The sequence below is a fragment of the Cryobacterium sp. MLB-32 genome (assembly GCF_000738085.1).
GTDB lineage: Bacteria > Actinomycetota > Actinomycetes > Actinomycetales > Microbacteriaceae > Cryobacterium.
Window position 1 is genome coordinate 1 of sequence record NZ_JPRS01000068.1, and the last position, 25,115, is coordinate 25,115.

The following is a 25,115-nucleotide window of genomic DNA, read 5'->3' on the forward strand; positions in this document are numbered from 1 at the left end:
GGCTCGAGCGCCTCGACCGCGAGGCCGACGCCTGACCGGCCGTCCCTCGCCAACCCCGGATACATCGGCCCTGCGCGCCAGGCCTGCGCGCCCGGCTCGAGCGCCTCGACCGCGAGGCCGACGCCTGATCGTCTACCCCGCGTTGACCCAGGCGTAGCGGCGCTGCGGGCGCCCGGTCTGACCGTAGCGCAGGGCAACGGTGGCCTGCCCGGTGCCGACGAAGTACTCCAGGTATTTGCGCGCCACCACGCGTGACATACCCAGTGCTTCGCCGCACTCCGACGCGGCCAGGTCGGGTGAGCTCGCACGTAACGCCGTCTCGATCAGCGCGCCGGTCACCGTGCTGAGACCCTTCGGCAGTTCGACAACACGAACGGATACCGTTCCCCCGGCCCCAAGCGCGCGGTCGAGATCGGCCTGGCTCAGCACCCCCGGGCGGGCGAGCAGCTCCCGTCGTTCGCCGTACCCCACCAGCCGACTCTGCAACTCGCTGATCTTGAACGGCTTGAGCAGGTAACTCACGATGCCGCCCTGCAGCGCCGCGGCCACGATGTCCGCCTCGCGCGCCGCGCTCAGCACGAGGAAGTCCACGGCCGCCCCCGCCGACCGGGCGTGACGGATCACGTCCAGCCCGGTCATGTCCGGCAGGTACATGTCGAGCAGCACGAGTTGCGGCGCGAGTTCCTCAATCAGGTCGAGCGCCTGCGCGCCCGAGTGCGCCACGCCCACCACCCGGTAGCCCGGCAGCTGTTGCACGATGCGCTCGTGCGCCCGCGCCACCATGAAGTCGTCGTCGACGACGAGCACATCACACACGAGCGGTCTCCTTCTGCCTGGGCTCCCGCAGGGCGGTCACCGGCAGCACGGCCTCGAACACCGCACCGGCTCCCTCGTCGTTGCGGTAGGTCACGTCTCCGCCGCGACGGGTAGCCACGAGACGCACGATCGCGAGGCCGTAGCCGTGGCTCGCCCCGGCCGCCGACGGCGCCTTCGATGTGATCCCCACCTCGAACACCCGCTCGAGCAGGGCCGTATCGATGCCGGGTCCGCTGTCACTCACCGTCACCCGCACCCGGTTCGGCTCGCCGACGCGGTCCATGCCGTTCGGGGCATATTCGGCTGAGGGGGCGAGCGCCGGCGGGTCACCGAGCACCGCGGCATCCGCCGTCGCCTCGAGTGCGCGCACGTCGACCTCGACCACCCGCACGGCGGCCCCGGTGACGGCATCGAGCGCGTTGTCGATCAGGTTGCCGAGCACGGTGACGAGGTCCACCGACAGTTCCGCGTCGACCCTCGGCAGCGCCGAGGCCTCGCTCAGGCGCAACTCGGCGCCGCGCTCCCGGGCGAGTGAAGACTTCGCGATGATCAGCGCGGCCACGGCCGGCTCCTGCACCCGGGCGAGCACCTCGCTGTCCAGCTGGGACCGGTCCCGACTGACGGAATCGATGTAGTCCACGGCCGCCTCGGTGTCGCCGAGCTGCATGAGCATCGAGATGGTGTGCAGCCGGTTCGCGAACTCGTGCGTCTGTGCGCGGAGCGTATCGGTGGCCTGCCTGCTGCTGCCCAGGTCGTGCTGCAGGGTGACGAGTTCGGTGCGGTCGCGCAGCGTCGTCACGACCTCCGGGCGGGCGCGCGGCGGATGAATCGTCGTCTGGTTGAGCACGAGCAACATGCCGCTGTTCACGAGCACGGCGTCGCGGTCGGAACCGTGCGCGCGCAGCGCCCGCACCGCGTCGGGGTCGAGGCCCACCCGGTCGATCGGCATGCCCTCGGCGTTGCTCGGAAGTCCGAGCAACGCTCGGGCACTGTCGTTCGCGAGGGTGATGATGCCGTCGGCGTCGACCGCGATCATGCCCTCCCGAATGCCGTGGATCATCGCGTCACGGTGCTCCACCAGCCGTCCGATCTGCTCGGGTTCGAGGCCCAGCGTCTGCCGCTTCACCCGGGCGGCGAGCAGCAGCGAGCCGACGGTGCCGAGCACACCGGCCACGCCGAGGTACGTGAGCAGGTTCGGGGCGGCGGATGCGAGCAGCCCGGCAAACGACGGAACCTGCCGCCCGGCGATGATCGTTCCAACGACCGCGCCGCCATCGCTCAGCACGGGAACCTGTCCGACCACATTGTCGATGCCGCCGAGCGCCACCTGGCCGGCCCACGCCCCGTCGGACGGCTTTTCTTCCAGTTCCAGCGTGGTGCCCAGCAGTCTCGGGTCGGCGGGCGAGGCCAGCACACGACCCGCGGCATCCGTCACGATGAGTTCGTCGACCCCGGTCGTGGTGCGCAGGGACTCGACCGGCCCCACGAGCTGCTGCGGCAGCACGTTCGTGGCGAGCTGGCTGCGCAGCAGCGGATTGGCCGCCGTGTATTCGGCGACGGCGAGCATGCGCCGCACCGCGCCGGTGGTGAACGTACTGCGGGACTGCTCCAGCGAAATGGCCGTGACGGCCACGAGCACGATGGCAATCAGCACGAGCTGAAACAGCAGCAGTTGCCGGGTGAGGCTGAGGCGGGCACGCGGGGACGCTGTCACATTCACGTGCCCTCCAGTCGGCCGGCGGTGGCCTGAAAAAAATTGTGCCTCACAATTGATCAGGAACGAAATGGAACGCAAGCTACACAACGTTCCCTAACACCACAAGTTGTGCCGGATGCAGCCGCTCGCTCACGATGAAGCTGTGCAGCGATGAGGCTGCCATCCAATCAAAGAGGATTGCAATGAGTACACCCACAGCAACGCGGCGCCTCCTCGGCACCGCCCTTCTCGCGTCCACGCTCGTGATCGCGCTCAGCGCCTGCGGCGTTACGAGCGCCGCGAACACGGCCGCGACCGTCGACGGCCCGCTCGAAAATCTGCAGGTCATGGTGCCCAACGCACCGGGCAGTGGCTACGACGTGACCGGCCGTGCCGCCGTCAAGGTGATGGACGAAATCGGCGCTGCCACCGGCACCGAGGTCACCAACCTGGCCGGCGCCGGCGGAACGGTAGGCCTCGCCCGCACGCTCACCGAAAAGGGCAACGCCAACTTCATGCTCATGATGGGCCTCGGCGTCGTCGGCGCCGCGTACACGAACGAAGGCGACGCCAAGGTGGCCGACGCCACCCCGATCGCCCGCCTCATCGAAGAGGCCGGCGCCATCTTCGTACCCGCCGATTCCCCGTACCAGACCCTCGACGACATGGTCACGGCGTGGAAGGTCGACCCGGCCGCCTTCGCTGTGGGCGGCGGCTCCTCCCCGGGCGGCCCCGACCACCTGCTGCCCATGCAGCTCGCGGATGCCGTGGGCATCGACCCGACAACGGTCAACTTCATCTCCTACGACGGCGGCGGCGAGCTGCTGCCGGCCATCCTCGGCGGCAAGCTGCAGTTCGCGGCCTCCGGCTATGGCGAGTTCCTTGAGCAGGTCAAGTCCGGCGACCTGCGCGTGCTGGCCGTGACGAGCGAGAAGCGCGTGCCCGTGATCGACGCCCCGACCCTCACGGAAGAGGGTGTTGACCTGGTCTTCACCAACTGGCGCGGCATCCTGGCCGCGCCCGGCCTGTCCGACGCAGAAACCGCCCGCCTCGTGGATGCCGTCACCGCCATGCACGACAGCGACGAGTGGGCGGCTGTGCTCGAGGCCAATGCGTGGACCGACGCCTTCCTCACCGGCGATGACTTCGGCACGTTCCTCACCGAACAGGACGACCGCGTCGCCTCGAGCCTGAAGCGCCTGGGCCTGATATGACCCTCGGCACCGCGGGCGTTCCCGGCTCTGTGACCAGTGCCGGGGCGCCCGCCCCAGCCAGCCCGACCCGAGCCGGGTGCCCGCGGTGCTGCGAGGCCGCTCCGAGCTCGGCGTCGCCGCCCTGCTCGCCGTGCTGGCGATCGTGATCGGCATCGATACCGCGAACATCCGTGAAACGGCCATCAACGCCGGCGTGATGGGACCGCGGGTGGTGCCGACCATCGTCGCCGTCGCCCTGGGTCTCTGTGCGATCGCGCTCACCGTGAGCGTGCTGCGCGGGGGCCGGGCGGACTCCGAAGAGGGCGAAGACATCGACCTCACCCTCCCCGCACACTGGCCCACCGTGTTCGGTCTGGCCGGCGTGATCCTGGCCTACGCCCTCACTATCGACTTTCTCGGCTTCGTCGTGGCGAGCGCGCTGCTGTTCTACGGCTCCGCGCTCCTGCTCGGCTCGAAGCGCCACGTCGTGTCGCTGGTCATCGGCGCCCTGCTCGCCGTGGGCGTGTTTTACGGCTTCGTACTCGGGCTCGGCATTCCGCTGCCGGCCGGCCTGCTGACAGGAATCCTCTGATGGACAATCTCTCCCTCCTGATGGACGGGTTCGCCAACGCGCTGACCCTCCAGAACCTGCTGTTCGCCCTGATCGGGGTGCTGCTCGGCACCGCCGTCGGCGTGCTCCCCGGCATCGGCCCTGCCATGACCGTGGCGCTGCTCCTCCCCCTCACCTACGCCCTCGACGTGACCGGTTCGCTCATCATGTTCGCCGGCATCTACTACGGGGGCATGTACGGCGGGTCGACGACCTCGATCCTGCTCAACACCCCCGGCGAATCCTCCTCGGTGGTCACCGCGCTCGAGGGCAACAAGATGGCCAAGGCCGGTCGAGGCGCCCAGGCGCTCGCCACCGCGGCGATCGGTTCCTTCGTGGCCGGCACCATCGCCACCGCCGGCATCGTCTTCGTGGCTCCCTTCGTGGTGGCGATCGCGATCAGCTCGGTGCCCCGTCATACTTCGCCATGATGGTCTTCGCGTTCGTGGCGGTGAGCACCGTGCTCGGCGCCAGCCGCATCCGCGGCCTGTCGTCGCTGTTCATCGGGCTCGCCATCGGCCTCGTGGGCATGGACGTCACCACCGGCCAGCCGCGCCTCACGTTCGGTCAGCCACTGCTCTCCGGCGGCATCGACGTGGTCGTCATCGCCGTCGCCCTCTTCGCGGTGGGCGAGGCCCTCTGGATCGCCGCGCACCTGCGGCACGGCAAACAGGCCACCATTCCGGTGGGCGTGCCCTGGATGGGCAAGGACGACTGGAAGCGCAGCTGGAAGCCCTGGCTGCGCGGCACCGTGATCGGCTTCCCGTTCGGCGCGATCCCGGCCGGCGGCGCGGAGATTCCCACGTTCCTTTCCTACGTCGCCGAGAAGAAGCTGTCCAAACACCCGGAGGAATTCGGTCACGGCGCCATCGAGGGCGTGGCCGGCCCAGAAGCCGCGAATAACGCATCCGCTGCCGGAACCCTCGTGCCGCTGCTCACGCTCGGCCTGCCCACCACGGCGACCGCGGCCGTGATGATCGCCGCGTTCAACCAGTACGGCATCCCCCCGGGACCAATGCTGTTCACGACCCAGCCGCTGCTGGTGTGGACGCTCATCGCCAGCCTGTTCATCGGTAACACCCTGCTGCTCGCGCTCAACCTGCCGCTCGCGCCGATGTGGGCCAAGCTGCTGCGCATCCCCCGGCCGTACCTCTACGCGGGCATCCTTTTCTTCGCCACCCTGGGCTCCTACGCCGTGGGACTGCAGGCGTTCAACATCATGCTCCTGCTCCTGATCGGCGCCCTCGGCTACATGGCCCGCCGGTTCGGTTTCCCGGTGCTGCCCATCATCGTGGGTGCGATCCTCGGCCCGGAGATGGAACGTCAGCTGCGCCGCGCCCTGCAGATCAGCGCCGGCGACCCGGCGGCCCTCGTGAGCGAGCCGCTCGCCGTTGTGGTCTACGTGGTCATCGCCCTGTACCTGGTGGTGCCACCCATCGTGAAGCGCATCCGCGGTGGTAGGGGCCCCGGATCCGGCACGGCGACCCCGGTCCCCACCGAGGCGGCCACCCGGGAACCGGCCCGCTAATCGTCCACCTGCCCAGCACCTGACCAACTCCCTTCGCATAACTCCTGCAATGTGCCGCCTCGGATCTGCCGAGGCGCGTGTTCCCGCGGTTCCGGAACCCGGGTCCCGCAATTTGCAGGAGTTATGCCGTTCGGCGGGACCTTTCCGGCGTAATCCCCTCTCCCGCCCCCGCGAGCGTGCGGTGTCTCGCACGTCCCTACCAGGCATAACTCCTGCAATATGCTGACCAGCGTGGTTCGTCCGGCATGATTCCGGGCCAGTTTCTCTGCCGACTCGAAATTTGCAGGAGTTATGCTCTCGCCCGCCGGTTATGCACAGGGCGAGTTCACTCCACAGATGCGGCGATGACCGGTCCCTGCGTCCAGAGAACGACGACCATCGTCGTCATGAATCCATTCGTGCCCTCTCTGAAACGCATCCAGAGCCGACAGGACCTGCTCGACAGCGGAATGCGACCGCTACAGATCACGGCGGCAGTGCGCGCCCAGGCGCTCATCCGAGTTCGTCGCGATCATTACGCCCTTCCGGGAACCGACCGTCACACGATCGAGGCCGTGCGTATCGGCGGGCGCGAGGCCTGCGTCTCGGCCGCACGCGAGATCGGCTTCTTCGCCTTTGATTCACACTTCACCCATGTGCATATTCCGCGAGAGGGCTCGCGTCTCCGGAGTCCCCAAAGCAGGCAGGTTCCCCTCGCGGCGGCCTCCCGGGATGGCGTGCAGCTGCACTGGTGGCCGCTCATGGACACAGCGGACGGAACGGAGTACTGCGTCGGAGCGCGTGACGCCCTCGCCCAAATCATTCAGTGTCAGGAGCCCCGCTTCGCTCTGGCGGCGCTGGACACGGCCTTACATGAGCACAAGATCACCGCGAGTGACCTCGTTCAGATTTTCGATCACGTCCCCGAGAAATACCGCGGCCTGCGGGCCCGAATTGACGCGCGAGTGGATGCCGGCCAAGAGTCTGTCCTGCGCGATCTGTTCCGTTCCGCCGGGTTTCGCTGCGACATCCAGGTCTCCATCGATGGCGTGGGCCGCGTCGATGTGCTCGTGGAGGGTTGCGTGGTCGTCGAGGCGGACAGCCACAGTCATCACAAGAGCTGGGAGGAACACATTCGTGACCGCACCCGAGACCGTTTGCTGGCCGCCCGCGACTATGTGACGCTTCGGGTGCTGTACCAAGACATCATGTTCGACCCGGAGGGCATCCTCCGAGCGGTGCGAGGCCTCGTCGATATCTGTCGGCACGGCAGCCCCCGGGCCTTCACCGTCGCCTAGTCACCCCGTGCGGCATAACTCCTGCATTTTCTCGAGGAGCCACGGCGGATGCCCGCGGTTCCGGGGTTCTCTCGTCGACCCGCCACGAATTGCAGGAGTTATGCCGTAGCCAGGACGGTAGGTGCGGGGCGGCGCTAGCCGGCATTGAAGACGTCGGCGCCGAAACGCACCAGGCCGGGAGCGCCGGCGAAGCCGAGGTAGGGGAGCCCGAACGTGTCCTCGATGCTCGCGAGCAGGCTGTAGTGGTTGTAGGGCGTGTTGGAGGTAGTGCCGGCCGCGATGAACGGCGACAGCACCAGGGCGCCCACCCGGCCCCCGCCGAGACCGTCGATGCCGGGCAGTGAGGCGTTCGGGCCCTGCGGCACACCGCAGCACGCGCTCGAGTCGGACTCGGGGCTGTCGCTCTCGTCGAACGTGATCACGAGCATTCCGTCTTGGCGGAAGGCCGGCGACGACGTGATCACGGGAACCCACTGCTTCAGCCACTCGTCGGCGCCGGCCAGCCCGCCGGGCTGACCGTCGACGCAGGGCGCATCGTGCCCGTCATGGCAGAGGTTCGGGGTGATCATCGACAGGTTCGGGGTGCTGGAGACGGCACCGAGGTCGCTCGTGAGCGTGTGCAGGTCGACCACGTTCCGGGCGCAGTCCGCCGAGTCGGTGATCCCGGCGAAGTACACGAACGGGTTGTGCTTCACGGCGTACTGGTCGCCGACCCGGGCCCGCTGGGTGTCATCGACGGCGTCGGGCAGCGGATGCCGACATGGCGTACCCATGTCTTCCAGGTAGCCCTTCCAAGTGAGGCCGGCGTCGGTGAGCTGCCCGGCCACCGTGGGCACGCTCGACGAGTAGACGCAGCCCTCCCCCACGGCCTGGCCCTGTCCCGCCATTCCGGTTTGCTCGAATGCGGTGAACCGGGGGCAGTCCGCCTGGGTCTGCCGGTTGGGGCCCTGGCCGGAGATCTGCGCGATGTAGTTGGGGAGCGAGTGATGGGCGACGCCGAAGTACTGGGTGAGCAGCACACCCTGGTCGCGCAGCGTGCCGGACAGATACGGCGCGGGCGAGTCGGCGCCCCAGGTGTTGTCGTAGCCCTTGTTCTCGAGGTTGATCACGAACACGTGCCGCGCACCGGAGTCGAAGGGCACGGCCGCGTCCGGCGACACCGGCGCCAGCATGGGAGCTCCCGTCACGTTCCAGAGGCCGGTGCCCACGATCACGACCACCGCCACCGCCGCGACGCCGACAAGCCACCGACGCCAGCGGGGCACGGTGGGCGTGGCAGTCATGAGAACATCATGCGCCAGCCGGCGCCATTTGTCGCCGTTCGCCACGACCCCGGGTGAGCGACGGCCGGACGCCGACGCGACGTTTGGCGGGCCCAGGCGCCGCACGCGAACCGAACGCCTCGGCCCGTCACCCGTTCGACGGGGCGCGCAGGCACCACAATGGTAGTGAGACAACGAAGCCCCACTACCCACGAGGAGAATGACGATGAACACCGAAGGCACTCTCGGCAGCACCGACCCGACGGCCGTTCCCGCCGCCGTTCCCGAGGGTAGTATCGTCGTCGGGCACGACGGGTCAGACTGCTCTGACCGGGCCCTCACCGAGGCGCTCGAACTCGCGCTCCAGCTGCACACACCCGTCGTTGTCGTGCGCACCTGGACCATCGACACCGCCCCGCGGCCCGCCAATTGGGAGTTCGGCTACGTCTCGTCATTCGCCGAATACGCCGCCTCCGTGGAAGACAGCCTGCGCACAGATGTCGCTCCGATCGCGACCCGCTTTACCGCCGTCTCCCTCGGCTACCGCGTGGTGCACTCGGGCGCGGCGAAGGGCCTGATCGAGATCTCTCGTCCGGCACGGATGCTCGTGGTCGGCTCCCGCGGTCACGGCGGCTTCACCGGCATGCTGCTCGGCTCCGTCAGCGACCAGTGTGTGCGCCACTCGACGTGCCCCGTACTGGTGGTTCGACCGCGCACATAGCGCACGAATAACGCTTCTCGAGGGGCGACGGAAGAGGGCTGGATCGAGCCTATCGAAATCGAGACCCCGCACCCGCGGCTGCGCTCCGGGCTTCTCAGATCAGCCTGGTTCGGATCAACCCTTTTCGGCCCCCTCGGTGGTGTTGGTGAGGCGTTTCTGGAACACGAAGAACATGATGGCGATCGGGATTGTCATCAGCACCGCGGCAGCCATCTTGAGCGGGAATTCGTTGCCCGAACCGAGCTGACCGGAGAACAGCGATGCGATGCCGGTGGTGAGGGTGTTCGTCTCCGGGCTCTGTCGGGACACGATGAAGTGGCCGAACTCATTCCACGACCCCTGGAAACTGAGGATGAACAGGGTGACCAAGGCAGGACGGGCCATCGGCAGCACAATGGTCCAGAAGGTGCGGAACACGCCGGCGCCGTCGAGTCGTGCCGCCTCTTCGACCCCGGCCGGGATCGATTCGAAGAACTGCTTCATGATGAAGATGCCGGCGGCGTCAACCAGCAACGGCACGATCATGCCGGCATAACTGTCGTACATGCCGAACTGCCTCAGAATCAGGAAGCGCGGGATCAACAACACCACTCCCGGCACGGCCATCACGGCGATCAGGGAGGCGAAGATCACCCCGCGGCCGCGGAACCGCAGTCGGCTCAGCGCATACCCGGCGAGGGAGTCGAAGAAGACCCTGCCGAAGGTGATCGTGATGGTGACGAAGACGGTGTTCATCGCCCACAGCGGCAACGGGACGTCCGTGAACAACCGCTCGAAAGACGCAAAAGACCAGACCTGCGGGATCAATCGGAGCGGGTCGTTGGTGGCCTCGTCATCGGTCTTGAAGGCCGACGAGAGGGTTATCAGGAACGGATAGATGTACACCAGGGCCAACACGCTCAGCATCACGTAGGTGGTGCCGGCTCCGGCGCGTACCCGCCAGCTGACGGATCTCTTGCGCCGCGGCGGCGCCGGCGTCGTCTCCGGGGCCGTTAGGGCTGGGGCCTGGGGCACGGTCACGGCGGTCATGCGCCTTCTCCTGACTGATTCGAGGGGGAACGTCCGCTGGACGATGCCCGGACCGAAGCGGATGCCCCGGTGGTCGATGCGCGGTCGCGATCGGCTGCGATCGCACGGGCGAGCGCCCGGCTGGGCTTGCCGCGGTCCTTCCTATCCCGCAACACGACGCGCTGCAGCACGGTCAGCAGGATGATGATGGCGAAGAGGATGAACGAGATCGCGGCACCCTGTCCCCAGTTCAGCTGTTTGAACGAGGAGTCGTAGGCCAGGTACGCGGGTGTCAGCAATGTCTTGCCGGGTTTACCCCCGCCCGTCAGGTAGATCTGGTCGAAGACCTGCCACGTTCCGATCAACCCGAGCGTGAGCACGGTGAAGAGGGTGGGTTTGAGCATTGGCAGGGTGACCGAGAAGAACTTTCGGAATGCGCCGGCACCGTCCATCAGCGCGGCCTCATCGACCTCGGCGCCGATGGCCTGCATCGCCGCGATGAACAGCAGCATGAAGGTGCCGGAGGTGGTGAACACGGCGAGCAGGATGATCGCGCACATCGCGACGCTCGGACCGCTCAGCCAGTCCCACCAGGTGACCCCCAGAGGCCCGCCGGCGGTGAGTCCCTCGGGGGCGGTGATGCCGACGCTGCCCAGGATGAGGTGCAGCACTCCGCGCGGGTCGGCGAACCAGACCGGGCCGCTGCCCCCGAACAGGCCGATGATCTTGTTCACGGCTCCCGTGGCCCCGAACAGGAACAGCCAGATCGCGGTGATGGCGATGGAGCTGGTGACGGACGGAAAGTAGAAGGCCGTGCGGAAGAAGCCCCGACCGCGCAGGATGCGCCGGTTCACCTGCACCGCGAGGAAGAGGGCCAGCGACGTCTGCAGCGGAACCACCAACAGCACGTAGTAAAGGTTGTTGCGGATCGAGGTGCCGAAATCTTTCTGGGCGAGTCCGGGGTCGATCAGGACGGCATCGAAGTTCTTCGTCCCGACGAAATTGACCTGTGGGTTCAGCGGAGACCCCAGCCCGCTCCAGTCGCTCACGCTCACCCAGATGTCCAGCAGAACAGGAACGACCAGGAAGACGCCGATGATGATGATCGGCGGGGAAATGAACAGCCAGCCGTACTTCGCCTCACCGCGGTGCAGGCTGCGACGTCGCGGAGTCGGCCGAGGCCTGTTACCGAGACGATTCGGGGCGGCCCCTGCCCGCACGGATGCCGTGCTGGTAGCCGCTACTGGAATGATGCCGCCCCGAATCGTGCCCATGATGTACCGCTTACTTGTTCGCCGCGTCGAGGGCGGCCTGGAGGTTCGTTTGCAGGGTGCTCAGGATCGCCTGAGGGTCGCCTGTGCTCAGACCCTGCAACTGGGAGTTGAAGTCGCTGATCACCGTGGATGCCCCGGCGAATGCGACCGGACTGACCGCGTAATCGTTGCTCGTGACAAACGATTCATTCTGCGGGTAGGTCGTGGAGTAGACCTTGGCGGCCGATTCCGTCGACGGGATGACCCCGAACGCGTCGGCGAACTTCAGCTGCTGTTCGTCGGAGGTGAGGAACTTCACCAGGTCTTCGGCGGCGGCCGTGGTCGTGGACTGGGCAGGGATCCCCCAGCAGTTGCTGAAGGTGAAGGTCGACTGTCCACCGGGACCGGCGGGGAGTTCAACGGCCTTGTACTTCAGGTCCGGGTAGTCCGTCTTAAGCCCGCTGATCCAGGGACCCTCGATGACCATCGCGGCCTTGCCCTTGCCGAGAGCCTCGCCGCTCCAGCCGGAGTCGAGGTCGGCCGGGAACTTGAGCACGCCATCCGTGAGGAGTTTCTTCACCTCGGTGAGGCCGGCGAGGTTCTCGGCGGAGTCGGCCGTGACCTTCTTGCCGTCCTCGGACAGCATCGATCCGCCGCCCTGGTTCATGAACGTGCCGATCCGGCCATATTCGGCTCCGAAGGACAACCCGGCAGTGTCGGCCGTAGTGAGCTTCGTCGCGACGGTCTCGAGTCCGGCCCAGTCGGTGGGGATGTCGGCGTCAGTGAGCCCGGCCGCGGTCCACTTCTCGGTGTTGATGATCAGGCCGAGGGTGGAGAAGTCCTTGGGCTCGCAGTAGAAGGTGTCGTTGTAGCTGAACGCGCTCGCGAGGGCCGGATAGAAGGCATCCTTGTTGGCGGCCTTGTCCGCATAGGGTTCCAGGTACTGCTTGCTCGCGTAGGTCTGGAACTGGTCCCAGCCCATGTAGAACACGTCGGGCGGGTTGCCACCGGCGAAACCCTGGCCCAACTGCTGTGTCAGGTCGTTCGCGGCGACGACCTTGACGGTGGCCTTGTTGGCGGCGCCCCAGCTATTGGCCGCTTCGGTCACGGCCTTCGTCTCGGCAGCGCCACTCGAGCCGATCAGAACCGTGAGATTCTGCCCGGCGATGTCGCCGGCAGCCCCCGCGCTGTCACTGCCACCGGATGCGCAGCCTGCGAGGCCAGCCACCAATCCGCCCGCCACCAGAACAGCACCCCAGCGTGCTCCTCGTCGTAATGTCATTGTGTTTCCTTCCCATTCTTGTGATTGCCGACCGCGCTCTTGTTCGCGGCGGAGGTCTATTCCGCGTCGGGGGCCAGTAACCGAAGCGGCTGCCGGATGACGAGGTGAGGGGTGATGAGGCAGTGCCGGATGTCTCCGGCTGCGCCGTCACGGTGGATGAGGTCTCCGCCGGTCTCGCCGAGCAGCAATTCAAGGGCACCGGCGGCCACTTCGCCCAGCGATTGGTCGACGCTGGACAGGCCGATGGCCTGGCCGACGGGTGAGTTGTCGAAACCGATGATCGGCAGGTCATTCCTGCCGATGGAGGCAGCGGCGATCATGGCGCCGAGGGCGAGGGTGTCGCTCGCGCAAACCAGGCCGTCGATGCGCGCGTCGCCCTCCAGGAGGGCCACGACGGCGTCCCTGGCATCCTCAAGCCGATCCTCGATGCTCACGTTGAGGGCGGTCAGATCTCCCTCGCCCAGATCCAAGCGTTCCTGGATGGCTTCCTGCCAACCGCGGCGGCGATCGTCGCCAGTGCCGGAGGGGCTCGGCCAGCCGATGAAGCCGATCCGGGAGGAGCCTCTGTCGATCAGGTTGATGGTCGCCTCGCGCATGCCCGAAAACCCATCCACGTCCACCCAAAGATGCGCGGGATTGTTCATATCGTTCGCGCCCCAGGGCCGGCCGAAGGTGACGAACGGAACGTTGTTCTGCACCAGCCACTCGGTGCGCGGGTCGCCGTGGAACGTGGCGGTGAGCACGAAGGCATCCACGTCTGCGCCGGCGCGCAGCTTACGAATCTGCTCGATCTCGGCAACCGGGTCGGCGGCGGTGAAGAGCAGGATCCGGATGCCACGGGCATCCGCCTGCTCGGTCAGGGCATGCAGGAAACGGTCGAGCAGCGCGCCGGAGATGCCGTTGGTCATCGGGTCGAGCCGGATGGCGATCGTAGAGGACTTGCGCATCCGCAGCCGGCGGGCCGAGGCGTGCGGCCGGTAGTCCAGCTTGCGAATGGCGGTCTCGACGCGCTTTCGGGTGGCTGGCTTGACGATCGCCGGGGTGTTCAACACGTTGGACACGGTCTGCCGCGACACCTGTGCCGCACGAGCGACGTCTTCGATCGTCGGTAACCGGTCCACGGTGCCTCCTTGCCGTTAGTGGTGATTTGATCGTTCAAAAATTTGATCGTTCAAATGCTAGGTGTTACGTTACCTGAATACGCGAATCTGTCAACAACACATCGCACAGCGGGCCTCGAATGCAGCACTGCAGGGCTCACCGAATCAATGAGGAGTCGTGAATCACGCATGTCCGAGACGCCGAAGCACCCCCATCAGCCCCTGCTGCACGATGAGCTGGTAGCGCTGTCCGCACCGACCCAGGTTTGGTCGGCCCCCGATGGTTCGATGGGTGGCCGCCCCCTCCACGGCATCTACCACTCCGACACCCGCATCGTGGGCGCCCTCACCCTGCTCGTCGGCAGCCAGATCCCCGAGAGCATCTCACACAGCATGACGGATGCCGCCACCCTTAGCTTCGTCTCCCTGCTGCGCCACCTCGACGGTCGCGGTGCAGATCCCCGCGTGCTGCTCACCCGGGTGCGCCAGGTTCGTGACGGCCGGGTAACCGAGACCCTCGAGCTCAGCTCTGCGATCAACGATCCGATCGAGACGACGGTGACCGTCGAACTCACCCCGTCGTTCGACATCATCCATGACGTCAAGGGCGGAGTGTCCACACCCGGCGTCGTGATCGATTCGGTACTGGACGACGCCGGAGTGCGCTACACCTCGGGGTCGATCACGGCCTCGTTCAGCTCGGCAGATGCCGACCTCGCGGTCGACGCCGACGGGCTAACGACCGCCAGCTGGAATGTGCTGATCCCGGCCCACGGCAGCGTCAGCGTGAGTTGGGAACTGGTCATCGTCGACCCGTCCGCCGTCGTGCGCGGTGCCCGCGGCGAATCCGACTGGGCCGGCGTCACCGCCACGGCCGACGACTCCCGGCTCGGCGCCTGGGTCGACACCGCCCTCAAGGACCTCGCCGGGTTGCGCATGGTCACCCGCGAGCAGCCCAACGACGTGTTCCTTGCCGCCGGGGCGCCGTGGTTCTTCACCCTGTTCGGCCGGGATTCGATCTGGGCCGCCCGAATGCTGCTGCCGCTCGGCACCGGCCTCGCCGGGTCAACCCTGCGCGTTCTCGCCGCGTTACAGGGCACCGAAACGGTGGCCGCGACCGCCGAGCAGCCGGGCAAGATCATGCACGAGCTGCGCCCGGGCACCCTTAATATGCCGGGCGAGGAGACGTCCCTGCCGCCGCTCTACTACGGCACCGTCGATGCGACGGCGCTCTGGATCAACCTGCTGCACGACGCCTGGAAGTGGGGCATGCCTGACGCCGAGGTCGAGGAACTACTGCCCAACCTCGAGAGCGCCCTGGTCTGGATGCGCTCATACGGGGACAGTGACGGCGACGGCTTCCTGGAATACGTCGACTCGACCGGGCACGGCCTGGCCAATCAAGGGTGGAAGGACTCCGGCGATTCCATCCAATGGCGCGACGGACGCCTCGCCGAAGGGCCGATCGCGCTCTGCGAGGTACAGGCCTATGCTTACGAGGCTGCCCTCGGGGGCGCCGCACTGCTCGAGCACTTCGGCCGTGCCGGCGGCGCGGACTGGCGCGAGTGGGCTGCCACGCTGAAGACCCGGTTCAACGAGGAATTCTGGATCGAATCCCCTGACGGCGCCTACCCGGCCGTCGCCCTTGACGCACGCAAGCTGAAGGTCGATACGGTGACCAGTAACATCGGCCACCTGCTCGGCACGGGCATCCTCGATGAGGAAGGCTCGCGCCTGGTCGCCAGACGCCTGGTCTCCCCCGAGCTGAGTTCCGGCTACGGCCTTCGCACCATGTCAAGCGACTCCGCCGGCTACTGGCCGCTCAGCTACCACGGCGGCTCGGTCTGGACCCACGACACCGCGATCGCCATTGCCGGCCTGGGCCGGGCCGGTTTCGCTGCGGAGGCAGCGACCCTGATCGAGGGGCTGCTGCGCGCCGCGGAGGGCTTTGACTACCGCATGCCCGAGCTTCATTCCGGTCACTCGACCACGGAGTCAGCGGCACCGATCCCGTACCCCGCGGCATGCCGCCCGCAGGCCTGGTCCGCGGCGTCCGCCATCGCTGTTCTTGGCACGGTCCTGGGCCTCGAACCTGACGCTCGTGCCGATGAGCTCCGGCTCGCGCCCCTGCCGGTCGCCGGGGCTCTCACGGTGCGCGGTCTCGTCTTCGGTGGCCGCAGCTTCGATGTGGCAACGGACGCTGCCGGCACGGTACGCCGCAACACGCTGCTCGCGGCGCCATCCGTGGTCCCCGTCCTGGACTAGCTCAGGGACAGCGGGCGGCACCGCGGCTCAGCCGCGGATCTCCGCCGGTCGAGACGCGACCGGCGGGCCGAGCGCACACCGAGCTGAAGCCCGAAGAACACCTCACCAGGCCTCGATCTCGACAGGCTCGATCCAAGTGCTTGTACCTAGCGCCTCGACCAGCGGACCCCTCCCGCTGGTCGAGGCTCGACGAAGGAGAGATCGAGACCCCGCAGGCCGACCCTCAGACGCGCCCGACCGCCGGTTTCATCGGCTACGTCGCGCCCCCGGAAACGCACTCCATGACGTTCCCCCGGGTGGCGTCGGCTCGGGGGATCTCAGCGGCAACGCGTCCTGACCGAAGCACCACGATTCGGTCACTGAGGCCGAGCACCTCGTCGAGGTCGGCCGACACCAACAGGATCGCCGCACCCCGCCGACGCAGCTCGACGAGCTCGCGGTGCATCCGCTGCCGGGCCCCCACGTCGACGCCGCGGGTGGGTTCGACGAGCACGAGCACCCGCGGATCGAGTTCTCCCCATCGAGCCAGGGTGACCGCCTGCCGGTTTCCTTCGAGCAGGGCGGGAATGTTCTCGCGCAGTTCCGAACTCGGCCTCCGCAGCACCGGAATGTCGATCTTCACGGCCTGCCGAACCGTGGCCAGCCGCTCCTCCACGGCCGCACGCACCGCATCCATTCCGGTGAGCACGGCAGCTGGCTCCTCGGCGAGCCGCACCGCACTCGCTTGCTCCTCGCGGTTGTCCGGCATCACCCCGATGCCGCACCGCACGGAGTCCCGCAGCCCGCGCACCCGAACGGGCACGCCGTCAAGAAGAAGGCTCCCGCCGCGCATGCGCTGCAGCCCCGTCAGCATGCGCGCGACCGTCGCGGCGCCCTCACCGACCATTCCCACGATCTCCCCGGCGCGCAGGTCGACGTCGACCGGACCGAACGCTGCGCCGTCGGTCAGCCCGATCCCGGCGAGCACAACAGGACCGGCTTCCCGGTTTTCGTGGGTCACGTGATGGGAGACCTCATGGCCGAGCATGTCGGTCGTGATCTGGTCGACGGTCGCGTCGGCGGCACGCACGGTGCTCACCAGACGGCCGGCGCGCAGCACGGTGATGCGATCGGCCAGCCCCCAGATCTCGTCCAGGCGATGGGTGATGATCAGCACGGCGATTCCGGCGCGACGGAGGCGGTCGACAACGCGCAGCAGGGCCTGGGCTTCGAGAATCGACACGGATGCCGTGGGCTCGTCGAGCACCATGAACCGGGCGTGATCAGCCACCGCGCGGGCGATCTCGAGCATGAGATGCTGCCCCCGGCTGAGCGAGCCGAGCAGCGCCTCCGTGGCCAGGTGCGCGCCGATGGCCGTGAGCCTGGCCTCGGCGGAGCGCCGCAGCTGCTGGCGGTCGACCAGGCCGTGACGCGTGGGCTCCTGGCCGAGCATGAGGTAGTCCGCCACCGTGAGTCGAGGATCGGCCCCGGGCGTCTGGTGCACGATGAACAGACCGTGCTCACGGGCCTCACGGGCGCTGCCGACGGTGATGGCCGTGCCGTTGACCGTGATCGTGGCCGAATCGGCGGGGTAGATGCCGCAGAGGATCTTCACAAGCACGGATTTTCCGGCGCCGTTCGCACCGAACACGGCGTGCACCTCACCGCCGCGCAACTCCAGCTGCACGTCGTCGAGGGCCTGCACGGCGCCGAACCGTTTGCTCACGCCGGTGATGCGCAGAAGTGCTGGAGTCATGATGTCTTCATTGTCGTTCACGGGACCGACACGCGCCACCGCCGCGTGGTGTCGGTCGTGGCACCTAGGGTGATGAGTCGGGCAACGCTCGCAATTCTGAGACGGAGGCCAGGCACATGATGGGTGCACACCACGCCATGACCGGCGCAGCAGCCTGGATCGCCGTGACGGCCACCGCGGGGCACGGCCTCGGGCTGTTCCCCGTGACGCCCACGGGCACGATCGCCGGGGCTCTGCTCTGCGCGGGCGCCGCCCTGTTGCCCGACGCCGACCACGGCTCGGCCACCATCGCGCAGTCCGTTCCGCTGCTCGGCAAGGTGGTCACCTCGGGCATCTCCCGCGCCTCCGGCGGGCACCGCCATGGGCTGCACAGCCTGCTCGCCGTGGCCTGCGTGTGGATTCTCGCCACCGGCCTGGGCCTGCTGGTGTGGCAGCCGAGCGGATGGTCCCAGCCGATCAGCGTGGGTCCGGCCGCGATGACCGCGATCACGGTGGCCTTCGCCGCGAAGGCCCTCAAGCTGGCGCGCTGGTGGAGTCTGGCGTGGCTGATCGGGCTCGCCGTGGCCGCCTTCATCGCGCTGTACGCCCCGGAACAGCAGGCCTGGTTCGTGATCTGCGTCGCCCTGGGCTACGCGGTGCACCTGCTGGGTGACTTCCTCACCACGGGCGGGCTGCCGCTGCTGTGGCCGTGGGTGCCGAAGCCGCCGCGGTTCTGGCGCAGGGTGCCACTTCTCAAGCGCATCTGGACATCCGGCGGTTACATGGCACTGCCGGTGCTCGGCAACGCGGGCTCGCTGCGCGAGTGGATTCTGCTCATCCCGGTGTCGCTCTACGCGGCGTACGGCGTGGCCTATGCCGCGTTGGCCGCCGCCAACGCGCACCTGCCCGCGCTGGGCTTCTGACCCGCATCGTCCTTCTGGCCCGCGCGGGGCTTCTGGCCCGGGTCGGGCTTCCGGTGTCGGGCGTGGCGTGTCGGGCTTCCCGCCCGAGGAGAGAAGCGGCCCCCTCGGCGGGGCCACTTTCTCGTGTCGCTACCCGATACCCGTTAGCCGATACCGACGCTCGCGAGCATCCCGGTGAGCACCTGAACAACTGCCACAACCTCCACGCCGATGGTCACTACCAGCACGGCTGTGCCCCAGGAGACCAACGTGCGTCGGCGGCGGCGCGACTGGCGAACATCGCTGTCGAGCTCGGCGAAACGAGCCATCACGTTGCCGGGATCGACCTGTGGGTGTGCACCCCACGTTGCGGGGTCGTCAACCAGGGTGGTGACCTCCATCACCTGCTGGGGGTTCAGGGCCACCGGTAGGCGCAGCAACCACGAGGTGAGGTGCTTGGAATCCAGGACCTTCACCACGGGCGGCTTCTCCCGAATGACGACCTCTCGCGGTTCAACCAGGGCGATCACCGGCCTCGCGGCATCGTACTGCGGCATCCGTTTTCTGAGCACACGAGTGACCAATTCGGCCTCAAATTCAGCGTCGCGCAGGTACGGCACGCGGCGTCCCTGCATCACGACCAGGCGTTTGAATACCCAGATGTTCTTGCCACGTGGATTGCGCATGGTGATCGTGAAGACCCCGGCCGGACCGACGACCAGGTGTGCGATCTCGGCGCTCCGTTTGCCCACGGGAAGCGAGTGGAAGACCGCCCAATCGGGCGGAAGCTTGGCGAGCGATGCGCCGAGGGCGATATCGTCCCTGGCCCCGTCATACCAGGCGACGTTGTCTTGGTGAAGGGGTGATCGCCCGAGGACACGGGCGAGTGGCGAACGTCGGGGCACGACTCTGTGGTCCATCAGGTCATCGATGACCGTGTGGGCCGCGAGTCGAGTGCGCATAGCGGGTATTTCGACAGTCACGGGGTTGGACCCTCCCTTGAGTCACTCAAAAGAATACCGGGAGGCATCCGTCATCAAGAGCCCCACAAGGGGCACTGGAACGATCCGTGCGCCACGCTCAGGCCGATCAGGGCGGTGGAACGGTCAGTGCGCTACGCTCAGGCCGATCAAGGCGGTGATCAGGTAGGGCATCCCCGCCGCTCCCACGATGAGGGCCGCCGAACCGAACGGTACCCAGAAGATGCGCTGTTTGCGGGCGGCGCGCACGGATTTCTCGAGCGCGGCAAACTCGGAGATGAGTTGCTGGGGTTCGAGCGAGGGAAACGCATCCCAGGTGTCCGGACTGTCGATGATATTCGCGGCCTCGATCCGGTCAACGGGATCGAGCACCGGCGGACGCGTCAGCAGCCAGGGCCGCAGGTCCTCGGCGTCGAGCACCTTAACCTGCGCAGGTTTTTGGTACATCGTGATGCGTTTGGCCCCCACAATGGCGACCACTGGGCGCACCGACGGGCGCAGCAGCATCCGCTCTCGAAGCAGCGTGGTGACCCGCGCAGCATCCAGCTCGGCCTTGCGAATGTAGGGCAGACGCTCCCCGTCGACGACCACGGTGCGACCGGCCACGCGCACCCGCTTGCCGCGGTGGCGTTTGGTCTGGATCGTGAAGACTCCCCCGGGGCCGACCACGAGGTGGTCGATCTCGGTCCCCTCCGCGCCGGCCGGGATCGCGTGGAACGTGGTCCACTCCGCCGGGAGCTCGGCAAGCAGCATGCCGACGGCCATCTCGGCCTTGGCCCCGCGATACCAGAACATGCTCTCGGGGCCGAGCGGCGAGCGCCCGAAGAATCTCGCGAGCGGCGAGCGGGGTGGTACGAGACTTTGTTCGAGGAGCAGCACCTCTATGACGGATTGCGCGGCAAAACGCTCTCGCATGGCTGGAATGTTGGACGCCACGAATCTCCTCGGGTTCACCTGAATCTATCCAGACCCCTCAGCCGCCTGAAGCCCCAATTATGGGCAGGACATCGGGATGCCGGGCCGCGGCCAGTGACCCGTAAACTAGGGGGTACACGCTTTCTCTGTGCCCCGATTACGGGCAAGTCGGGGGCTTCACACAGAGGACACATCACGTGAACACGAAGATCGTTGCGATCGCCATTGGAGCTGCTCTCGTCGCGGCTCTCGCCGGGGCCGGAATCGCCCTCGCGGTGACCAACCTGTCCGACGACAACGACACGCTCACCGGCGACACCCTGCAGCGCGCCAGCGCTGCCGCACTCGCCGAAACGGGTGCGGGAACGGTCACGAGCGCCGAACGCACCGATGACGGCGGCCCCGAATACAACCTCGAGGTGCGCCTCGAGAACGGCGACGAGGTCGACGTGGAACTCAACGGTTCCTTCGACGTCGTCTACGTGGGCGACCTCGACCCGAACACCTCCGGCTTGTCGTCCGCGCCGGTCGCGACCGCGGCGCCCGCACAGCCGACCGCCGAACAGGATGCCGCCGCCCGCGCGAACGCCGAAGCCGCCGCCTTGGCCGCCGTGGGCAGCGGAACCGTCACCGAGTTCGACCGCAGCGACGACGCGGACCACGTCTACGAGGTAGAGATCACTCTGAGCGACGGCCGTGACGTCGACGTGGAACTCGACGCGACGTTCCGCGTGACGAAGCTCGACGACGCCGTTCAGTAATCAGCGCTGGCCGCCGCTCGCTCGTCCGCCCCAACCCACTCCGCAGTGAGTCCGGCAGTAGCGTCGGCCTTGGGGCCGACGTGGGCAGGTCACCACCGAGACGCCAAGATCCGCCCCATGCGACACGCGAGACGACACCTTCGGCCCCATCAGGCCAGGCCAAGGGGCCAAAGTTGGCGGGTCACCTACGAGACGCCCACAACCGCCCCATGAGCGCACCCCAACACACGCGAGACGACAGCTTCGGCCCCATGACGCCACACCAAGGGGCCAAAGTTGGCGGATCACCTACGAAACGCCAACAACCGCCCCATGAACGCACCCCAACACACGCGAGACGACACCTTCGGCCCCATGACGCCACGCTAAGGGGCCAAAGTTGGCGGATCACCTACGAGACGCCAACAACCGCCCCATGCGACACACGAGACGACACCTTCGGCCCCATCAGGCCAGGCCAAGGGGCCAAAGTTGGCGGATCACCTACGAAACGCCAACAACCGCCCCATGAACGCACCCCAACACACGCGAGACGACACCTTCGGCCCCATGAAGCCACACCAAGGGGCCGAAGTTGGCGGGTCACCTACGAGACGCCAACAACCGCCCCATCAGCACACCCCAACACACGCGAGACGACACCTTCGGCCCCATGAGGCCACGCCCAAGCAGGTGGAGGGCGACGCGTCGTTCAGTGTTGTTTGAGCGGGAAGAAGATCAGCGTTCGACGAGGATTCCGTCTTCGTCGCAGAAGATGGTCTTGCCCGGAGTGAACGTGACGCCGGCGAAGGTGACGACAGCATCGGTGACGCCGCTGCCGGTCTTGGCGCTCTTGCGCGGGTTGCTGCCGAGGGCCTTGACCCCGAGGTCGAGAGCGGAGATGGCCACGCGGTCGCGGATGGCTCCGTTGATCACGACGCCAGCCCATCCGTTGGCCACGGCAGAGTCGGCGATCATGTCGCCCATCAGGGCGGAGTTGAGTGAGCCGCCGCCGTCGACCACGAGCACCGCGCCGTCGCCGGGCGTCGCCAGGATCGACTTCACGAGGGCGTTGTCTTCGAGGCACGTGACGGTGCGGATCGGACCGCTGAAGCGGGCCCGACCACCCAGAGTGTGAAACTGCAGCGGAACGGACTGCAGGTCTTCTCCGCGTTCGTCGTACAGGTCAGCGGTCAACAGCGTCATGGGTATCCTCCGAGAGAGTGTGGCACGTGCTCGATTCCTCCAGCGTAGGGCTCCACCGCTGACGCAGGAGACCGCACCTACCCCTCCACATCTGAGATTCGGGCGACGGATGCCCCGCGCTTGTGGATAACTTCTGCACGAGTCGATGATCTGCTCTACATTGACCGCATGCGCTTTCCCCTCCCCCGCACACGCCCCAGCATGCGCCGCAGCACGCGCCGCAGCATGCGCCGCAGCACTCTCCAGCGCACACTCTTTGGCACGCTCGCCCTTACGTCGCTGTGCCTGGTTGGCTGTGCCCCGGCGCCCGCGCCCGAATGGACACCGCCGCCGCCCACGAGCCCGACCGCCCCGGTGTTCGCCTCCAACGACGAGGCCCTCGCGGCCGCCACGGCCGCGTATGGGGCTTTTCTCAGCGCAGGAGGCAAGATTCTGGAGGAGGGTGGCGCGGATCCGGGTCGGATTGCCGCCTATGTCACGGCTGACTATCTGCCAAGCGTCACGGCGGAGATCAAGGGCTTCACCGACCGGGGGCACAAAAACCTTGGCGTACCAACGTTTGACACGGCATCGGTGGTTCGATATCAGGATCTGCACCCGAATCAAGCGTCCGTCGACATCTATGCCTGCTATGACGTCTCAGCGCTGCGCGTCCTCGACAACGGCGGTATCGATGTCACGCCGACAAACCGATTGGATCGGGTGCCTTTCCAAGTGCAGCTGGTCTCCAGCCCCAATTCGCCAAATGTCCTGCTCGTCAACAAGGAGGATGTATGGCCGGGCCGCAATTTTTGCTAACCCTCACCGTCGTCTTGGGCGTGTTTCTCACGCCAGCGGTATTCGCCGACGTGACACCACCGTGCGGAGCGATGGGAAGCAGCGATGCTGGCTGCCCCGAGGCCCAGGCTGTCACGGCAGGCGGACAGGTACAGGTATCTGCGCACGTCGACACGGTGACGGACGGTCAAGGCGGATCGGCAAGGGGCGGTACGGGATCGCACGGCGGCAAGGGCGGCAGGGGCGGCGCCGGGGGTGCCGCCGTGCCGGTCGTGAACCTGCCGAAGGAAGGTGTGGGCGGGTCGCACACCGGTCCGGCAGCCCCCACGGTCGCGCCACCGGCTGCCCCGTGCGCCACCTGCACGGCACCGCTCGCGACGAGCGTGAGCGACCTCGTGGGCTTCTCCCCCCAGCCGCCATCCCAGACGATGGAGCCCAACGGTCTCGCGATCGTGGGGCTCGCGGCGAACTTCGTGGCCGCGGCATCCGTTCAGGTGGTCTCGGGCGCTCTCCTCGGCACCCCCGCCGATGTGCGCTTCACGCCGGCGACATTTCACCGCGACTTCGGCGACGGTGCCGTCGGCAGCTCGACCACCGGCGGGGCCACATGGGAAGACCTGGGCGTTCCCGAGTTTTCCGATACGGACACGAGCCACATCTACCGCGAACGTGGAGACTACGTGAGCACCCTCTCGGTGGCGTATTCCGCCGAGTTCCGCGTGGGCGGCGGCGACTGGCAGCCCGTCACGGGCACGCTGGCCGTAGCGGGCAATCCCCTGCCGGTCGCCGTGCGCCACGTGAAAAGCGTGCTTGTGGCGCACGACTGCATCCAGAATCCGAGCGGTGTCGGCTGCTGACCCGCCGAAGCCAGGCGCCATCGACGCCATCAAACGCCCGAACCCACGAACCCACGAACCCACGAACCCACGAACCCACGAACCCACGAACTGCAGAATCTTGGCACCACGGCACCACGGCACCGCGGCACCGCAGAACCGCAGAACCGCAGAACCGGGGAACCGGGGAACCGGAGAACCGGAGAACCGGGGAACCGGCGAACCGTGGAACCGGGGAACCGGACGCTACATCACGCTGTCCAGGAATGACTTTGTTCGAGCGTTCTGGGGGTTGTCCAGCACCTGAGACGGGGGGCCCGACTCTACGACAACACCCGCATCCATGAAAACGACCTGGTCCGCCGCTCCGCGGGCGAATCCGATTTCGTGGGTGACCACGATCATCGTCATACCGTCGGCGGCGAGCCCGCGCATCACGTCGAGAACCTCGCCGACGAGCTCGGGGTCGAGCGCGCTGGTCGGCTCATCGAACAGCAGCAGCTTAGGGTCCATGGCGAGGGCGCGCGCAATTGCGACGCGCTGTTGCTGCCCGCCGGAAAGCTGGGCCGGATAGGACTGCGCCAGGTCAGCGAGTCCCACCCGATCAAGGAGCTCCTTGCCGCGTGCGATGGCGCCCTCCTTCGGCAGCTTGCGCACTCCGATCGGCGCCACGGTGATGTTTTCGAGGGCCGTCATGTGCGGGAAGAGATTGAACCGCTGAAAGACCATGCCGATCCCCCGGCGCTGCCGGGCGACCTCACGCCGATTCATTTCGAAGATGCGATTCTGGCGCTGGGCATACCCCACGAGTTCACCGCTGACCGATATCCGGCCACCGTCAATGCGTTCCAGATGGTTGATGCAGCGCAGGAACGTGGACTTGCCCGAGCCGCTGGGCCCGAGAAGGCACATCACCTGTCCGGCATCAACGGTCAACGAGATGCCTTTGAGCACCTCGACACCGCCGAAGCTTTTGTGCACGTTGCGTGCGTTGAGCAGGGGCTCAACGCTTCCCGCGACCCCGGAATCGAGCC

At 67.2% G+C, this 25,115-nt stretch carries 21 protein-coding genes and 1 pseudogene; 10 read left to right on the forward strand and 12 right to left on the reverse strand.

Going from position 1 to position 25,115, the window contains the following annotated elements; genetic code table 11:
* Positions 1–132: 132 nt before the first annotated feature.
* Together JF66_RS08765 and JF66_RS08770 are read right to left on the reverse strand one after the other, a co-directional pair.
* A complete protein-coding gene (locus JF66_RS08765) occupies positions 133–816 on the reverse strand; it encodes a response regulator (RefSeq protein WP_035877107.1) in 684 nt (227 codons plus the stop codon).
* Positions 809–2,536, reverse strand: a complete 1,728-nt coding sequence (locus JF66_RS08770; protein WP_035877108.1) for an ATP-binding protein — start codon at positions 2,534–2,536, stop codon at positions 809–811. Before JF66_RS08770 ends, JF66_RS08765 begins: the two co-directional genes overlap by 8 nt.
* Before the next feature lie 179 nt (positions 2,537–2,715).
* Between JF66_RS08770 and JF66_RS08775 the strand changes: the two genes are divergently transcribed.
* The 4 genes and pseudogenes from JF66_RS08775 to JF66_RS08790 all read left to right on the forward strand — a co-directional run bounded on the left by JF66_RS08775 (position 2,716) and on the right by JF66_RS08790 (position 7,120).
* The gene (locus JF66_RS08775) at positions 2,716–3,726 is read left to right on the forward strand and encodes a tripartite tricarboxylate transporter substrate binding protein (protein WP_035877110.1); all 1,011 of its coding nucleotides are present in this window, start codon (positions 2,716–2,718) and stop codon (positions 3,724–3,726) included.
* Between the two features lie 85 nt (positions 3,727–3,811).
* The gene (locus JF66_RS08780; RefSeq protein WP_197059368.1) at positions 3,812–4,297 is read left to right on the forward strand and encodes a tripartite tricarboxylate transporter TctB family protein; all 486 of its coding nucleotides are present in this window, start codon (positions 3,812–3,814) and stop codon (positions 4,295–4,297) included.
* Positions 4,297–5,843, forward strand: a pseudogene (locus tag JF66_RS08785) (tripartite tricarboxylate transporter permease). The gene JF66_RS08780 and the pseudogene JF66_RS08785 overlap by 1 nt, the downstream one beginning before the upstream one ends.
* A 398-nt stretch (positions 5,844–6,241) precedes the next feature.
* Entirely contained in the window at positions 6,242–7,120 is an 879-nt protein-coding gene (locus JF66_RS08790; RefSeq protein ID WP_156109704.1) for an endonuclease domain-containing protein, read from the forward strand.
* Positions 7,121–7,254: 134 nt separating this feature from the next.
* Here JF66_RS08790 and JF66_RS08795 read toward each other — a convergent pair whose 3' ends face one another.
* Positions 7,255–8,403: an alkaline phosphatase family protein gene (locus tag JF66_RS08795; protein WP_231556352.1), complete on the reverse strand. Its 1,149-nt coding sequence runs from the start codon at positions 8,401–8,403 to the stop codon at positions 7,255–7,257.
* A gap of 205 nt (positions 8,404–8,608) precedes the next feature.
* Here JF66_RS08795 and JF66_RS08800 point away from each other — a divergent pair, with 205 nt between their 5' ends.
* Positions 8,609–9,103 (forward strand): universal stress protein, encoded by a 495-nt coding sequence (locus JF66_RS08800; protein ID WP_197059369.1) that lies wholly within the window; start codon positions 8,609–8,611, stop codon positions 9,101–9,103.
* A 114-nt stretch (positions 9,104–9,217) separates the two neighbouring features.
* On the opposite strand, the gene JF66_RS08805 is transcribed toward JF66_RS08800, so the two are convergent.
* The 4 genes from JF66_RS08805 to JF66_RS08820 are packed head-to-tail and all read right to left on the reverse strand — an operon-like array spanning position 9,218 to position 13,767.
* A complete protein-coding gene (locus tag JF66_RS08805) occupies positions 9,218–10,132 on the reverse strand; it encodes a carbohydrate ABC transporter permease (RefSeq protein WP_035877113.1) in 915 nt (304 codons plus the stop codon).
* A complete protein-coding gene (locus JF66_RS08810; RefSeq protein ID WP_081882257.1) occupies positions 10,129–11,385 on the reverse strand; it encodes a carbohydrate ABC transporter permease in 1,257 nt (418 codons plus the stop codon). The genes JF66_RS08805 and JF66_RS08810 overlap by 4 nt, the downstream gene beginning before the upstream one ends.
* A gap of 10 nt (positions 11,386–11,395) precedes the next feature.
* Positions 11,396–12,646, reverse strand: coding sequence for an extracellular solute-binding protein (locus tag JF66_RS08815; RefSeq protein ID WP_035877115.1), 1,251 nt, complete (start codon positions 12,644–12,646; stop codon positions 11,396–11,398).
* A gap of 56 nt (positions 12,647–12,702) precedes the next feature.
* Complete coding sequence (locus tag JF66_RS08820) at positions 12,703–13,767, reverse strand: LacI family DNA-binding transcriptional regulator (RefSeq protein WP_051973320.1); 1,065 nt, start codon at positions 13,765–13,767, stop codon at positions 12,703–12,705.
* Between the two features lie 168 nt (positions 13,768–13,935).
* Between JF66_RS08820 and JF66_RS08825 the strand changes: the two genes are divergently transcribed.
* Entirely contained in the window at positions 13,936–16,011 is a 2,076-nt protein-coding gene (locus tag JF66_RS08825) for a glycogen debranching N-terminal domain-containing protein (RefSeq protein ID WP_051973321.1), read from the forward strand.
* Positions 16,012–16,264: 253 nt separating this feature from the next.
* Here the strand turns inward: JF66_RS08825 and JF66_RS08830 are convergent, their stop codons facing one another.
* Entirely contained in the window at positions 16,265–17,746 is a 1,482-nt protein-coding gene (locus tag JF66_RS08830; RefSeq protein WP_035877172.1) for a sugar ABC transporter ATP-binding protein, read from the reverse strand.
* A gap of 116 nt (positions 17,747–17,862) precedes the next feature.
* Between JF66_RS08830 and JF66_RS08835 the strand changes: the two genes are divergently transcribed.
* Complete coding sequence (locus JF66_RS08835; RefSeq protein WP_035877116.1) at positions 17,863–18,648, forward strand: metal-dependent hydrolase; 786 nt, start codon at positions 17,863–17,865, stop codon at positions 18,646–18,648.
* 143 nt (positions 18,649–18,791) lie between these two features.
* Here JF66_RS08835 and JF66_RS08840 read toward each other — a convergent pair whose 3' ends face one another.
* Positions 18,792–19,589 (reverse strand): nuclease-related domain-containing protein, encoded by a 798-nt coding sequence (locus tag JF66_RS08840; protein ID WP_035877117.1) that lies wholly within the window; start codon positions 19,587–19,589, stop codon positions 18,792–18,794.
* A gap of 144 nt (positions 19,590–19,733) precedes the next feature.
* Complete coding sequence (locus JF66_RS08845) at positions 19,734–20,522, reverse strand: nuclease-related domain-containing protein (protein ID WP_051973323.1); 789 nt, start codon at positions 20,520–20,522, stop codon at positions 19,734–19,736.
* A gap of 197 nt (positions 20,523–20,719) precedes the next feature.
* On the opposite strand from JF66_RS08845, the gene JF66_RS21645 reads away from it, so the two are divergent.
* The gene (locus JF66_RS21645) at positions 20,720–21,283 is read left to right on the forward strand and encodes a PepSY domain-containing protein (protein WP_051973324.1); all 564 of its coding nucleotides are present in this window, start codon (positions 20,720–20,722) and stop codon (positions 21,281–21,283) included.
* A gap of 717 nt (positions 21,284–22,000) precedes the next feature.
* On the opposite strand, the gene rraA is transcribed toward JF66_RS21645, so the two are convergent.
* Entirely contained in the window at positions 22,001–22,468 is a 468-nt protein-coding gene (rraA, locus tag JF66_RS08855) for a ribonuclease E activity regulator RraA (RefSeq protein WP_035877120.1), read from the reverse strand.
* A gap of 168 nt (positions 22,469–22,636) precedes the next feature.
* Here rraA and JF66_RS08860 point away from each other — a divergent pair, with 168 nt between their 5' ends.
* Together JF66_RS08860 and JF66_RS22935 are read left to right on the forward strand one after the other, a co-directional pair.
* On the forward strand, positions 22,637–23,266 hold the full coding sequence (locus tag JF66_RS08860; RefSeq protein WP_035877121.1) for a hypothetical protein: 630 nt from the start codon (positions 22,637–22,639) through the stop codon (positions 23,264–23,266).
* The gene (locus JF66_RS22935; protein WP_156109709.1) at positions 23,242–24,102 is read left to right on the forward strand and encodes a hypothetical protein; all 861 of its coding nucleotides are present in this window, start codon (positions 23,242–23,244) and stop codon (positions 24,100–24,102) included. Before JF66_RS08860 ends, JF66_RS22935 begins: the two co-directional genes overlap by 25 nt.
* A gap of 225 nt (positions 24,103–24,327) precedes the next feature.
* Here JF66_RS22935 and JF66_RS08870 read toward each other — a convergent pair whose 3' ends face one another.
* Entirely contained in the window at positions 24,328–25,080 is a 753-nt protein-coding gene (locus JF66_RS08870; protein ID WP_035877178.1) for an amino acid ABC transporter ATP-binding protein, read from the reverse strand.
* Positions 25,081–25,115 lie beyond the last annotated feature (35 nt).